Here is a 13216-nt window from a genome sequence, read left to right as displayed (position 1 = left end):
AGATAATTGCCTAAGTAATTAATTGACTGACATCAAGTTTAGAAAGTTCTCTTTTATCGTTTCTAAGCACCTCGAATCGGATTGCAACAAAAAAAGCAATCCTGGAAAAATAGCTTTTCTTCCAGAATTGCCTAGTTCATTTAATCTGTTAAGCGGCCTTGACTTTTGCTTTAAGGACCGGATAGCCTACGTTTTCGATAGCTTTTTGAATCTCTTCAATCGAAGTGACAGCTGAATCAAAATTGGTTTTGACTTTGCTGGAGTTGAATAATACTTTAATGCTGTCTTTATCAATACCGTTAACTGATTTCACGGCACCTTCAATTTTTTGCATACAACTTGGACAAGACAACGTTTCTAATTGCAATATAGCTTTTTCCATAATTCCTATCTCCTTTATGTGTTTTTATTTTATCGGCAGCAGATTAATGAACACTGCCTTTTCCTCTTTACAACTGTAGTATAGCTCACTTTTAGCAAACGAAAATTGACGCATATCAAGTTTTGCACTTCTTTTTATCTTTTTGCTCAATTCACCATCTTAATAGTCTTTTTCTGCCCCTTATTGCCATCAGAATAATAAGAAATTGGTGGATAATCTTGTCTGCGTATAAACCATACTACAATCGCGCCAATAAACAGGGCCAGAGACAAGGCTTGCGAAACGCGGATCCACTCGCCAATCCATAAACTGTCCGTTCGCATACCTTCAATGAAGAACCGACCCACTGAGTACCACAAAACGTAACTCAAAGCGACTTCTCCTTGACGCAAAAGCTGTTTTCGGTTCTGTATAGTGACGATGAGGACAAAGCCCAACAAACTCCACAATGACTCGTATAAAAAAGTCGGATGGTAGTAGGTACCATTGATATTCATTTGTTCAATGATAAATTCAGATAAATAAAGATTTTCCAAGAATTGACGAGTAACCGGTCCACCATGAGCTTCCTGATTCATAAAATTGCCCCAACGACCAATGGACTGGGCTAACAATACATTGGGCGCTAAGATATCAAGAACGAGTGCCAAAGAAGTACCTTTTTTCTTTGCATACCAATATAGCGTACCCCCTCCTGCAATCAATCCCCCCATAAATCGCAATGCCGCCATTCCAAATCGCAAGGATTTGTCCTGGATTTTGCAGATAATAACCAAGTTCAAATAACACATAATAAAGCCGAGCGCCGAGGAGTCCAATCGGAATTGCCCATAAGGCCATATCGATAATGGTATCCTCTTCCAGTCCTTTTTTCTTTGCTTCCTTGGTGCTCAACTGGAGAGCCGCTAATATGCCCGCTGCAATAATGACTCCATACCAATGAATCACAACAGAACCAATCTCCACCGCATGGGGATTCAAAACGCCTAATACGAATTCCATTCTATTTGCTCATTTCTTCAATTTTTCGCGTCATTCTAGTCATGGTGATGCTGAACAAGATTCCGGCTAAGCTCCATGGAAACCAAACAGTAAATACACTTTTATCTCCCTGGTCACTCGCTTCGTAATACGCCACTTTTCCGTGTCCGATTACGCCGGCTCCTTTTACAACTTCCTCTTCTTTTTCCATAGCTAACCTATCTGCCTCAACAACGTTAGACGTTTTTGCTTCGCCGCCAATCGTGTTCTTGGTGAAAGGGACGACAAAGAATGCACCCGCTGCTGACAACGTGATGGCAACTATCACCCAAAAATAATGCACATTCACCCCTACTTATTTTTACGTTTTGTTCGACAACCCTATCTTAAAGAAAAATAAAACAAAAAAACTTGAGGGTTATCATGTTTGTGCTTTTATTTTTCCAATGAATGAAGGTCGTTCTGTCTTAAAAAAGCCAAAAACGGACAGATGGAAGCAAAAGCACTGAGTTCTGTCCCGTTGTTAATGAAGAGCGACAGAACACCAACGTGTAGAAAAAAGTGTGTCCGATTATTCGCTGTAAAGCAATAAATCATCTAAATCCTGAATCTTGATCCTTTTCCCAGACAGCTGTTGAATCAATCCCTCGTCCTCCAATTCTCCAAATTTGCGACTGATGGTCTCAGGTGTCGTTCCTAAATAGGAAGCAATGTCCTTTTTTTCCATCGGCAGGGTGATGGTGGGAGAGTTGCCCATTTCAGGTTCCACATTTTCTGCCAAAAACAAAACTAAACGGGTAATGACACTCTCCAAGGCTACTTGTGTCGTTTGACGTTCTGAACTTTCTAACCGTTTAGACATTTCCGCCAATAGTTTTAAAGAAATAGCTGGGTATTGTTCCAGAAAATCTTGGACATCTTTTTGCTGAATCATACAGACAACGGTATCTCGGGTTGCTTCGGCATATTCCTCGTGTACTGCATCCGGGTTGAACAAGGTCCATTCTCCGGTGAAATCACCAGGGTTCAAGATCCGCACTAGCTGCTCTTTGCCAGAGTCTGCCAATCGATAAATACGGATTTTCCCACGATTGATAATATATAAAGTATCCTCTTTTTCTTGTGAACGAAACAGAAACTCTCCTTTTTGATACTGTTTCGTGTGGGCTTTTTCAGCAATGTAATTCATCGCGCTATCCTCTAAGTGATTGAATATTGGAACCAAGCGGATACAGGCTGCGTGGTCGCCAATTTCATGATGGGTATGTTTAGTCAATTCATTCTCCCCCTTTATTTATTTTGTTTATATTCGCTGCTTTTATTATATAAGTCTCTTACTACAAAAAAATTGATGCACATCAAGAAAATGGAAAAAGGACTGGAAAGAATTCCAATCCCTAAATCAGCTTCTACTTTTACCTTAATCTTCATCCTCATCAAGAGCGTCATCATCTTCTAATGCTTCTTTACCAATGAACGCTTGCAGCATCCAAATGTTCTTGTCTAAGTCATTTTTAAAAGCAATCAATGTATCTTCTAAAGCATCGTCACCCTCGTCTTGAGCTAAACGAATCGCGCGAATAGTTAGGTCACGAGTGCTTCTGAAGTCCTCGATAATATTTTCAACCATGTCTTCTGCTTTAGCGTATTTATTAACTGCATCTTCCGAAAGCATCGAATATTTTTCAAATTCAACCGTTGTCGAAGCAGGTTTATGCCCAGAAGTAATTAGACGCTCCGCAAGTTTGTCGAACCATTTTTCATTTTCGTTATACAACTCTTCAAATTTTTCATGCAACGTAAAGAAATTGGCTCCTTTTACATACCAGTGATATTGGTGCAGTTTCACATGTAATGTATGCATGTTGCCTAAAAGATGATCCGCAATGGCCGCTGCATTAATTTTCGTATGATGAACATGTTCCTTGTGTTCTTGTTCTTCTTGCAATCTTTCTTGGGGTGTTCTTTCTTGAGTAGCTTTATTTTCAGTCATGATTTATTCCTCCTATAATTTTGGTTTGTTTAAAATAGCTTTCTTTGATTCCTCCTTTTTCTTTACTGAATTTAGTATAGGATAGAGTTCCGTTAAAAAAATTGACGCTCATCAAGAAAAGTATTTCTTAATAGACGCCAGGCTTCTCTATTAAATTCAACTGAAATAATCAAAGGAATGAAGTCGTTCCCTCCAAACAAAAATTTCATTAAAGTAGGGCCTAAAAAAAGAATAGCAACTATACTTTGTCAAGAGACCTGACTGCTATTTTTTTGCTTGTTATTCTTCAATTACCAAATGTCTTGCCTTGCAGTATATTTAATGCTCTTTCTCACTAGTGTTGCATGCAACACTAGTGAGAAAGAGTATTAATAAGATTAACCTAGAAGAATAACTTTACTTTATTTATGTCATACCATAAATAAAAATTGAAAAGAATTTTTTATTTATTTTTAGTAGGTCGATTAATAGGAGTTTTAGCTTGGGAGCGTCAATAATTTTGTGTAAATGGTTCTTTCCTACTGTAGATTGTTTCTAATTCTCCATCGGTTGACTCAGCATTTGTTCGAGCTCGCCTTCGGCCTGTTGGAAACCTTTATGACTGCGACCTAGGAATTTTTGGTTGTGAGTATCAAAAGACGAGACTAAGAAACGTTCCATCGACTCTTCATTTTGGAACTGTTCCTTGCGGTGGCTGTATTTCTTGATTTGCTTATTAAAGGATTCAATCAATCCAGTTGCTGCACTATATAAAAAATTTCATCATAGTTTCGCCCTAGTCGTTCCAAAGATTCGATGACAAAAATATCCTTCTTCCTTAAAAAATGAAGTTCTTTTTGTAATTATTCTCGTGAGGTCTTCTTTTAACTACATAAAATTGTAACCACTGGTTTTAAGAGTAGTGTATCATCCCAAATCATATAATTAATTGACTGCGATTGTTATAAAACTCACGGTAAGCCATATAACTAGCAATAAACGAAGAAATCGCAGTAACTGAAATCAACATAAACATCACAACAATTTGGTAACGAATCGCTTGAACAGGATCAATTCCCGCAAAAATCAACCCTGACATCATACCTGGTAGGCTGACAAGTCCAACCGTTTTTGTTCGGTCAATAGAAGGAGCCATGCCCGTTTTGACGCTTTCTCTTACAATACTCATGGACGCTTGTTTTTTATTGGCTCCCAATGCCAATTTTTCCAAACCTGTTGGCGTTGGTCCGTAAATTTTGAATTCAAAGACCGATAGGTCACTCCAATCGCAGTCATGGCGTTGCTGGCAATCATGCCTGTAATTGGAACGATTTGGGAAGGGGACCAGTCAATGACTCCTGAAAAAACAAGAATGAGTAAGGACAAGGCTGTTCCTACTCCAATAGCCGTCGTTGAAATTTTAAAAGAGCGGTTGATCCCCTCACTGCGTGTATGGGCGTTATAAGAAGCGTTGAACACAATGAACAAAACCATCGCTAAAGTGAGAAAGTTGTTATCCACTCGTAATACGTAGCTCAATACATATCCAATAAGGAATAATTGAACGACAGCGCGAAATCCCGCAATAAAAATGTCGTTTCCTAATCCCAATTTCTCTTTGTAATCAATCAACAAGGCAACTATCAAGAGGACAGAGGATAAAAGCAAAGAAAGATTACTGATTTCCAAATTGTTTGTCATTTCGATTCCTCCATTTTTCCACCTTTGATAGTAATCAGACGAGAAGCTTGGTCGATTTCTTCCTGGTTGTGAGTGACGGCCAACACCGTAGTTTGTTGGTCTTTCATCATGTCTCGGACTAAATCAAGGACAATCGCTCTGTTTTCTTGGTCCAATGAACTGGTAACTTCATCCAGGAGCAACACTTTCGGTTGATACATCAAATTTCGGACCAATGCAACCCGTTGTTTTTCCCCTCCTGATAGTTCCTTGACCTCTTTCGATAAGTAAGTTTCAGGTATTTGAACTCGTTCTAACAATTTTTTTGCACGTTCCCGATCAAATCCTTCTTCTCTTATGCGGGCAGGAAAAGACAAGTTCTCTTGAACTGTCTCATCGAATAGAGAAGCGTTTTGAAAGAAATAAGAGACTTCTTTTCTATACTCCACAGGATCGATTTTTTGCAGATCCGTACCTCGATAATAAATTTTTCCGGAAGTTGGGGAAAGCAGCGTACCAATTAATTTCAAAAGGGTACTTTTTCCACTTCCAGAAGGACCAGAAAAAACAATCACTTCCCCTTTGTTTACTGTAAAAGAGATATCTTGAAGGATTTGGTTTCCGTTTGCCTGAAAACCAACCTTCTCTAATTGAAACAATGAATCACTCATACCACATCTCTCCTTTATAAAAAAGCCCTGCACCAGTGGACCATCCATACGGGTGCAGGGCTTTTGTTTCATCCTAGTGTACCTCAGTGTTCGTTTGGATCGTTTTTGGCGTCTTCATGAGTAGGGTGAACCGTTCCTTCAAGGTGATCTGGACCAGCATAAATGGTATACAGTCTGAGCGGCTTATCACCGGTGTTTTCGATGTTGTGCCACATGTCCGCCGGAACAAATACGGCGTCATCATCCATCACTTTTTGTTGAACATGTAAGTTATCTTTAGAAGGCCCCATTTTACACACGCCTTCTCCTTCTTCAATACGGATAAATTGGTCAATGCCTTCGTGCACTTCCAAACCGATGTCATCGCCCGGTTGAATGGACATTACGGTGACTTGCAGTTTACTGCCTGTCCAAATGGTCGTCCGGTAATTATCATTTCCTGTGGTGGCGTCTTCAATATTAATGATATACGGCTTCTTCCCATGATCCTTGTAGTCTATTTCCATCTTCCATTCCTCCTAGTCTTTTTACTAAAACAATGATACCTACTTCTTATTTATAATAATTCTAATAAATGGTACCACATCTAAAATTCTATGCAAAAAATTGGCTTTTTGGAGAGCGATTCTAAACAAAGACCATATAACGCGCAATTACAATTGGTACCCCTTAATCCTCAGCACATAAAGGAAAAAATATGGAATCAAAAAATAACCGATATGTACTCTGGTTATGACTTGAATCAGGGAGAATTTCAGAGACGACACATCATACTTTTTTAGTTTGCACTTGTAAACTAACTAGCGTATATTAAGTTTATGCTCACTATCAAGCGTTGTCAATCCTTTAGAATCTTATCAATTTCGAAAGAAAGTAGCAAGGTTATTGATTGTGACTGTAAAAGTGGGGTGTTCCTATAAGCACATTAAACTATCTTCTCTAATTTATCATGCTATTTAAATTCTGTTTTTTCATGAGAATTTTTGTCCAAAACTTGTTAAAATGATTTTAAAAAATACTTACATACACAATCCCCAAAAAACACTAATGTCATTTCAGTCAAAAAAGATACCGCAGAAAATTTCCACCTGAGATTCGATACGATATTACTCTCTTGACAGCCAGCTTAATTCCTTAGTTGAATAGATTATTAAAGTGCACAAAAAACAATGCGGCGTTTGTTATATTTTCTGGTATAAGCGACGGTGCTATAAACTTTTTTGCAGATTAAAAATCATATGAATTTAACTCCAGTAATAAGAGTTTAAGTGCCAATGCATGTTTGATTTCTTCGTTGCGTTGGTAAATCAAGAACAAAGTCGGGGTTTGGACGCGTCCAACGCTAAACACGCCTCTCATGCCGTTTTTCTGCATATAAAGCGTGTAAAGACGGGTGAGATTGATTCCTACCAGCCAATCAACGATTTGTCGGGTTTCTGCTTCTTTGTAAGTGGAATAAAACGCCTGTCCGTCCTTCAGATTTTGAAATCCTTTTTTGATTTCGCTAGTTTCAAGCGAGTTGATCCATAAACGTTTAATGGTTTTCCGGCTATTTCCCGAAAGGTTGATAATCAAGCGGGCGATTGCTTCACCTTCTCGGTCGCTGTCGGTCGCAATCACGATTGTTTCCGCTTCATCTAAATGCTTTTTGACGATCTTGTATATATTGATGTAAGAATAGACACTGTTACGATAAAATACTTTGTAAAAATATACCCTACTTCCCCGATACTCATAACCATTCCTTCTCTTCTAGTACATTTGGTGTTCATTTTGATGATGCTCTTCTACTTCGGCTCATGTTTAGCAGCTTATTGATTTTTGCTTTATTGCTTCAGCCAACCTTTATTTACGGCATCATCTATAAGTTTTCTAACATAGTCCCAAACTTCTGGCATAATTTCTTTGATGACCTCGTTTCGTTTTAATTCGCGTTCAACATCAATGTTATTTTCTAACCAGGTATTCCCGTCACAGTAGTATATCTGCAAGACAGGCTGTAACCTATCGATTGCCGCTGCATATTTTGCTTCTACGGTTGCCATCTCCTCAAACTCTTCCCACAAATCCATAAATTCATCATATTGTTCTCTCGGTAATGTAGAAAATAAACTTGTAGCTGCTTCCCGTTCTCGCTGTACTTTATCCAGGTACCCAGCTTCATCATAACAATAGGTATCACCTGCTTCGATTTCTACCATGTCATGAATAATTAACATTTTGAGTACTCGCAACAAATCCACTTGCCCTTCGGTTGCGACATGTTCTGCAAGCAATAGTGCACATAATGTCAAATGCCAGGTGTGCTCTGCATCATTTTCCCGTTGGTTTCTATCATAGATCAGTGTCGATTGTCTAAGGATAGATTTAAGCTTGTCAGCTTCGACAATAAACTGGATCCTCTTTTCTATTGCATTCATATTTGACCTCCAATTATTTGTTAAAAAAATTTATATCAAAGGTACAGCTTTTTTCCACAATGCCTCCAAAGTTGCATAAAAAGACTGCAGCCTTTTCTTTTGGTAAAACAATTACTCCTGCACAAACCTTAATGAAAGGCTCCTTTCAAACTTCCTACAACACTTTTTTCTAACGAATGATCTTTGTTGTTACTTCAACTACTCCACGGAAAAATGCAATGAATGGGGCGTAGGCGCGATCAATGTCAGCCCACATCTTTCTTTAAAATAGGTTTTGCTATCTTGTTTCGCCACTTGCAAAATTTCTGCTTCAGCAAAAGGAACCACATTGTCACTCCCCCGCAATTCACTGCATTCCAAAATAATCAAAATCTCTGCTTCTAATGTATTGATTCTCGCATACTGTTCAAAAAAGTTTTCGTGATTGATTTCTTGGATCGCTCGTTTGATTTCGAAGCAATTGGCAAGAATCTTTTCTTTGAGTTCTGGAAACTCTTCCTTGAAAAAAAGCCGCTCCGTTTCTTCAATGTAGAAGTTTAAATATTCTTCCATTGAATGGATCTTAAATGCTGACTCCATCTTTAGCCCTCCTGTTCTATTCATTGATGAATCTTATGTAAAACCCTGTTTATATGTTTGTAGTTGTAACGAATAAGTAGATACGTACTCTATGGAAATGTTGAAAGGAAATCGGCGTTTAGGCTGAAATCATTAGCATTACGTTAGATAGAGGATTCGAACACTTTTTAGCTTCGCTTTTTCGTAAAATGTTTCTATTGAACGATGTCTTTATGCCTGCATTATTACATGTTTTTTAGGAAAGGAGACGCCAATCATTGGTTTGTTAGAAGCAAATAAAGTCCTGTTAGGTACCTTTGAGTTGGATCGTATCAATTTTAGTTTCATAAAAGTAAACAAGCCCAGTAGCCGTTTGAGCGTTTGACAAACTACATAGGAAATCTGAGAAACGATGTGCAAAACTTTTCACTTCCCACTAAAAAAGGGAGGATTCTCTGTTTTTGAGAATCCTCCTTTTTTCATACTGTGCAATCCACAGTTTTACGTATGTTTTTGACTAAACTCATTCTGGAATTTTTCAACTGCTTCAATCAGTTCAAGCCAGCGATCACCTGTTGGAAAACTATTCCATTTAAAAAATTGGACGTTAGGGTTTTGGTCAATAAAGGCTTGCCGATTGACGGGATAATCTGTCACGACAAAATCGGGATTTTCGGAAACAAATGAAAGTGTGTCCCCGAACCAGCGCTTCAATCGTTCCTTTTGTCTGATTTCTTGGATTTTTCCGAATTTTGATTCGTGAAAAATTCGAACCGTAGAACGATCAATTTTTGCTACCAAAGAAAGAAGCATACTATATTGAAAAAGCAAGCGATTGTTCGCTTCATACATGGTTGCAAAAATTGGTGATTGTTGCGCTAACGATGGATACATCTCCTGAACAAGCGGAAAAATCTTAGGAAAGACACGACGATAATCTTTGTCTGTTGTTGTTTTTCCAAAGGCATCGATCTTATTTTTCGATGCAAAAAGAAGCGAAACCGAATGAATATTCAAGGCATTGACCAACAGATAATCAATATTGCTTTCAGAAACGAGAAAAACTTTCTGAGCGGTCTCCGCAAATAGCCTTGCTGCAGCGATGGCTTGAGGAGAAAAATAAGCCCCAATTGTTAGCTGACTAGGAATCTCTTCAGGTAAGTACGTCGTCATGACAGAAAACATATAATACAAGAAGAGAAACTCTGTTTCTGGAAGCCCATTTAGAATCAAATTGTCTCTTAGCAATGGCTTGATGAGCTCTTCTTTAAATTCTTCAAAGGAAATCGTCAGATGCCTCATCTCCCTCATCTCTTGAGGAATCTCTTTTACAGGAAAGCCTCTTTTAAAACGATAAATACTCAATGCCAGCAATTGAACAAATTTTTCCTGATCAATCCCGCGATAAAAACTGGGATAACTTGTCAACTTTTTCTTCAATGTACTGACACTTTGATTCGACAAGCCACTATAACGCGCGTTCGTTGCATCATAGATCTGCCAATACATGATATGGAAAAAATGCCGAATGCGGTATTCTTCGCCCACAAAAAGCGGTTTTCTTTTTAGGTTCAATCGAATGTGATAATTTTCAAGAATCGTTTCTACTTCCTTTAGTTTTCTTTGAACCGTGCGATTACTGACATAATGTTGTTGGGCGGTTTCTTCCAGCGACACATATTTATCACTAAAGAGTCTGTCTAAAATTTGAAATGGCATGCTTTCTGCTAGCATGACCGAATAAAGCTTAGACAAAAGAAAATTCGGTGCAAAATAAAGCGTCATCTCTCTACCTTCATGCAACGCAATCTCAAAATAAGGATACGCCTTTTGCAAATCAAGTGCTCGCTCAAAAACTAAGACGATTCTTCGTTTTGATAAGTTAGTCTTTTCAGCAAGGACATTTAGTTTTTCACGCTCCACAGCCTGCTCAAAAAAATGCGCAAACAATTCATAAACATCTTGGTCTAATTTAGTTAAAAGAAATTTATACATACTAATACCTCTTAACTTTATTTTTAAGGTAATTATACTCCTTTCACGATCTATTTTCATTCAGTGTGTATTCATTGATCACTTATTTCATTTTATAAGAAGTTATCTCTTAAGCTATAACCTTCTGAATCATTTAGGATAAGCAAAATCATGGCTACAACTACTTAGAACTACGAGTTACTGCATCTGGAGAACATTGCTCTTTCTAACAGCTAGTTTAAGACGACAAAACAGTCCAAACCGCTATTTATCAAAAAATTATTTTATAATAATAAAAGTAAAAGACCGTATATTTTGCTACGATAATAAGAGAGTCGGTTTTTAGGAGTATTTACAATCGAATAGTTAGGTAGCCTTTGAGCATTTCAACAATTCCAAAAGCTTCTACTTTCTATCAATCAAGATTATGATTATATATAGTTGAAAATTAGTGACAGTCATTTTTAAAGTATCTTCGCCATAATCAAGCTAACTTCTTACGTTATTTAAAAAGAATGGGGGAAAGTTATTCATGCTTCGCTGAATGAACTGAAATCAATGAAAATATCAAAAAAAATAGTATGGTCAAGTGTTGCTAGTATTTTCGTTCTAATTTTAATAGGTATCGCTGTCTTTCTATCCCCTAGTAATAAACCTGGGATCGTTGTCTCAAATGACCTTGGAAAAATCACCGTTCCGTTGCGAATAAATAGAACCTATTTAACTCAAACAAACACTGTCTTCTATCAGCCTGAAATTCGCTCAGCAAAAACAGTTCTGGAGGAGGCGAATTTTTTAGGAGAAAGTACACTTTCGATAAAAATCGGTGAGGAAGAAAAAGAAATTGTTTCTTATATTGATGCCAATGTTAAGAACTTCTCTCTAGAACTAAACGTGATAGACTATGACAAAACAACAGGAAAATTAGTCTTGACTATTGCCTATCGGGATGGCTTGAATGATGAATTCAAGAACGTAACATTCGAAAGATAACTAATAAAAACCTATATTCTCGCTCATATTTAAATAGGGTTAAACAAAGAGCATCCAGAACACAATCAATTCTGGATACTCTTTCCTCTCTATTGAACAGCTTTTAATTTTCAGTTTTTCTTTTTCGTCTCAAAATTACTACGAAAGAAAACAGAACAGTGATGACTCCCAAAAAGCCCATGATTCGTTGACCTGTAAGTTGTTCTCCTGTTGCAGGCAACTTATTTTTTGATTTGGTTTGTGTGTTTGTTTGCTTGCTGTTATTTCCTGAGCTATTCCCGTTCTCTTCTTTCGGCGTCTTGTTTTCTGATTCTGGTGTATCTTCTCCTGAATCTTCTCCCGGTTCATTCTCTTTATCAGCACTGTAAACATAAATAACTTCTTGGACGGCATCACTGAAGGTACCTTTTGCATTTTTAGGCGTCTTTGAAACCCGCCAGCCAGATATTTCTTTGGCGTTGCTTTCATATGACAAGCCAACTTTTCCACTAAGGATCGTTGGTTCAGCTAATTGATTTCCTTCCATGTCTTCATATCTTACGATAACCAGTGCTGCATCACTACGTTCATAGACATAGTTAACTTCTTGCGCATTTTCACTATAAGTCCCGTTAGCGTTAGTTGGCATTTGGGAAACATACCAGCCTGGGATGGCTTTGGCTTTACTTGTATATGGTAAACCTATTTTTCCACTCAATACCGTCGGTGCAGATAGTTGATTCCCTTCTTTATCTTCATACTTCACAGTAACTGGGGCTGCATCACTACGTTCATAGACATAAATGACTTCTTGTGCCGTTTCGCTAAATGTACCTGTAGCATTGCTTGGCGTTTGAGCTACAAACCAGCCTGGGATGGCTTTGGCTTCACTTTCATATGGCAGACCTATTTTTCCGCTTAATACTGTTGGGGCTGATAGTTGATTGCCTTCTGTATCTTCATACTTGACCGTCACTGGCGCTGCATCGCTACGTTCATAGACATAAATTACTTCTTGGGCACTTTCACTGTAAGTCCCATTGGCGTTTTCTGGCATTTGGGATACGTACCAGCCTGGGATCGTTTTGGCTTCACTTTCATATGGCAACCCTATTTTGCCACTCAATACTGTCGGAGCGGATAGTTGATTGCCTTCTGTATCTTCGTACTTCACAGTCACTGGCGCTGCATCGCTACGCTCATAGACATAAACGACTTCTTGAGCTGTTTCGCTGTAAATCCCGTTGGCATTAGTTGGCATTTGGGATACGTACCAGCCTGGGATTGCTTTGGCTTCACTTTCATATGGTAGACCTATTTTGCCATTCATTACGGTTGGTGTTGCCAATTCATTGCCTTCTGTATCTTCATACTTGACCGTCACTGGCGCTGCATCGCTACGCTCATAGACATAAACGACTTCTTGAGCTGTTTCGCTATAAGTCCCATTAGCGTTAGTTGGTGTTTGAGAAACGTACCAGCCGTTGATTGCTTTAGATTCACTTGTATAGGGTAACCCTACTTTGCCATTCATTACGGTTGGTGCTGCTAATTCATTGCCTTCTGTATCTTCGTATCTTACCGTCACTGGCGCTGCATCACTACG

General features: G+C 38.3%; 10 protein-coding genes and 5 pseudogenes. 1 reads left to right on the top strand and 14 read right to left on the bottom strand.

Annotated elements, in window-relative coordinates; genetic code table 11:
* Nucleotides 1-148 precede the first annotated feature (148 nt).
* The 13 genes and pseudogenes from A5867_RS04765 to A5867_RS04700 all read right to left on the bottom strand — a co-directional run bounded on the left by A5867_RS04765 (nt 149) and on the right by A5867_RS04700 (nt 10659).
* Nucleotides 149-382, bottom strand: coding sequence for a heavy-metal-associated domain-containing protein (locus A5867_RS04765; protein ID WP_003103602.1), 234 nt, complete (start codon nt 380-382; stop codon nt 149-151).
* A gap of 146 nt (nt 383-528) precedes the next feature.
* Nucleotides 529-1384, bottom strand: a pseudogene (lgt, locus tag A5867_RS04760) (prolipoprotein diacylglyceryl transferase).
* Nucleotides 1369-1706: pseudogene (locus A5867_RS04755) on the bottom strand (hypothetical protein). Before A5867_RS04755 ends, lgt begins: the two co-directional pseudogenes overlap by 16 nt.
* Before the next feature lie 228 nt (nt 1707-1934).
* Nucleotides 1935-2639 carry a Crp/Fnr family transcriptional regulator gene (locus A5867_RS04750; protein ID WP_003125436.1) on the bottom strand — a complete coding sequence of 235 codons (705 nt, stop codon included), beginning with the start codon at nt 2637-2639 and terminating at the stop codon, nt 1935-1937.
* A 144-nt stretch (nt 2640-2783) separates the two neighbouring features.
* Nucleotides 2784-3356 carry a DNA starvation/stationary phase protection protein gene (locus A5867_RS04745; RefSeq protein ID WP_002292150.1) on the bottom strand — a complete coding sequence of 191 codons (573 nt, stop codon included), beginning with the start codon at nt 3354-3356 and terminating at the stop codon, nt 2784-2786.
* Nucleotides 3357-3890: 534 nt separating this feature from the next.
* Nucleotides 3891-4109 (bottom strand): annotated as a pseudogene (locus tag A5867_RS04740) (IS256 family transposase); the annotation flags it as partial.
* A gap of 163 nt (nt 4110-4272) precedes the next feature.
* Nucleotides 4273-5036, bottom strand: a pseudogene (gene fetB / locus A5867_RS04735) (iron export ABC transporter permease subunit FetB).
* Nucleotides 5033-5686, bottom strand: coding sequence for an ATP-binding cassette domain-containing protein (locus tag A5867_RS04730; protein ID WP_002307505.1), 654 nt, complete (start codon nt 5684-5686; stop codon nt 5033-5035). The pseudogene fetB and the gene A5867_RS04730 overlap by 4 nt, the downstream one beginning before the upstream one ends.
* Before the next feature lie 83 nt (nt 5687-5769).
* Nucleotides 5770-6192 carry a cupin domain-containing protein gene (locus A5867_RS04725; RefSeq protein ID WP_002307506.1) on the bottom strand — a complete coding sequence of 141 codons (423 nt, stop codon included), beginning with the start codon at nt 6190-6192 and terminating at the stop codon, nt 5770-5772.
* Nucleotides 6193-6955: 763 nt separating this feature from the next.
* Nucleotides 6956-7306: pseudogene (locus tag A5867_RS04715) on the bottom strand (DNA topoisomerase); the annotation flags it as partial.
* 206 nt (nt 7307-7512) lie between these two features.
* Complete coding sequence (locus tag A5867_RS04710; protein ID WP_087626982.1) at nt 7513-8106, bottom strand: HD domain-containing protein; 594 nt, start codon at nt 8104-8106, stop codon at nt 7513-7515.
* A 198-nt stretch (nt 8107-8304) separates the two neighbouring features.
* Nucleotides 8305-8685, bottom strand: coding sequence for a hypothetical protein (locus A5867_RS04705; RefSeq protein WP_074934514.1), 381 nt, complete (start codon nt 8683-8685; stop codon nt 8305-8307).
* Nucleotides 8686-9165: 480 nt separating this feature from the next.
* Nucleotides 9166-10659, bottom strand: coding sequence for a helix-turn-helix domain-containing protein (locus A5867_RS04700; protein WP_087626981.1), 1494 nt, complete (start codon nt 10657-10659; stop codon nt 9166-9168).
* A gap of 537 nt (nt 10660-11196) precedes the next feature.
* Between A5867_RS04700 and A5867_RS04695 the strand changes: the two genes are divergently transcribed.
* On the top strand, nt 11197-11631 hold the full coding sequence (locus A5867_RS04695; protein WP_074934512.1) for a hypothetical protein: 435 nt from the start codon (nt 11197-11199) through the stop codon (nt 11629-11631).
* Nucleotides 11632-11734: 103 nt separating this feature from the next.
* Here the strand turns inward: A5867_RS04695 and A5867_RS04690 are convergent.
* Nucleotides 11735-13216, bottom strand: a 1482-nt coding sequence (locus A5867_RS04690; RefSeq protein WP_170927498.1) for a MucBP domain-containing protein, incomplete at its 5' end; no start/stop codon positions are given.

The organism is Enterococcus sp. 6D12_DIV0197 (assembly GCF_002174385.1).
Taxonomy (GTDB): domain Bacteria; phylum Bacillota; class Bacilli; order Lactobacillales; family Enterococcaceae; genus Enterococcus_D; species Enterococcus_D casseliflavus.
Note: the sequence above shows the minus strand (reverse complement) of the source record. Positions and strands in the feature narration are given on the sequence as shown.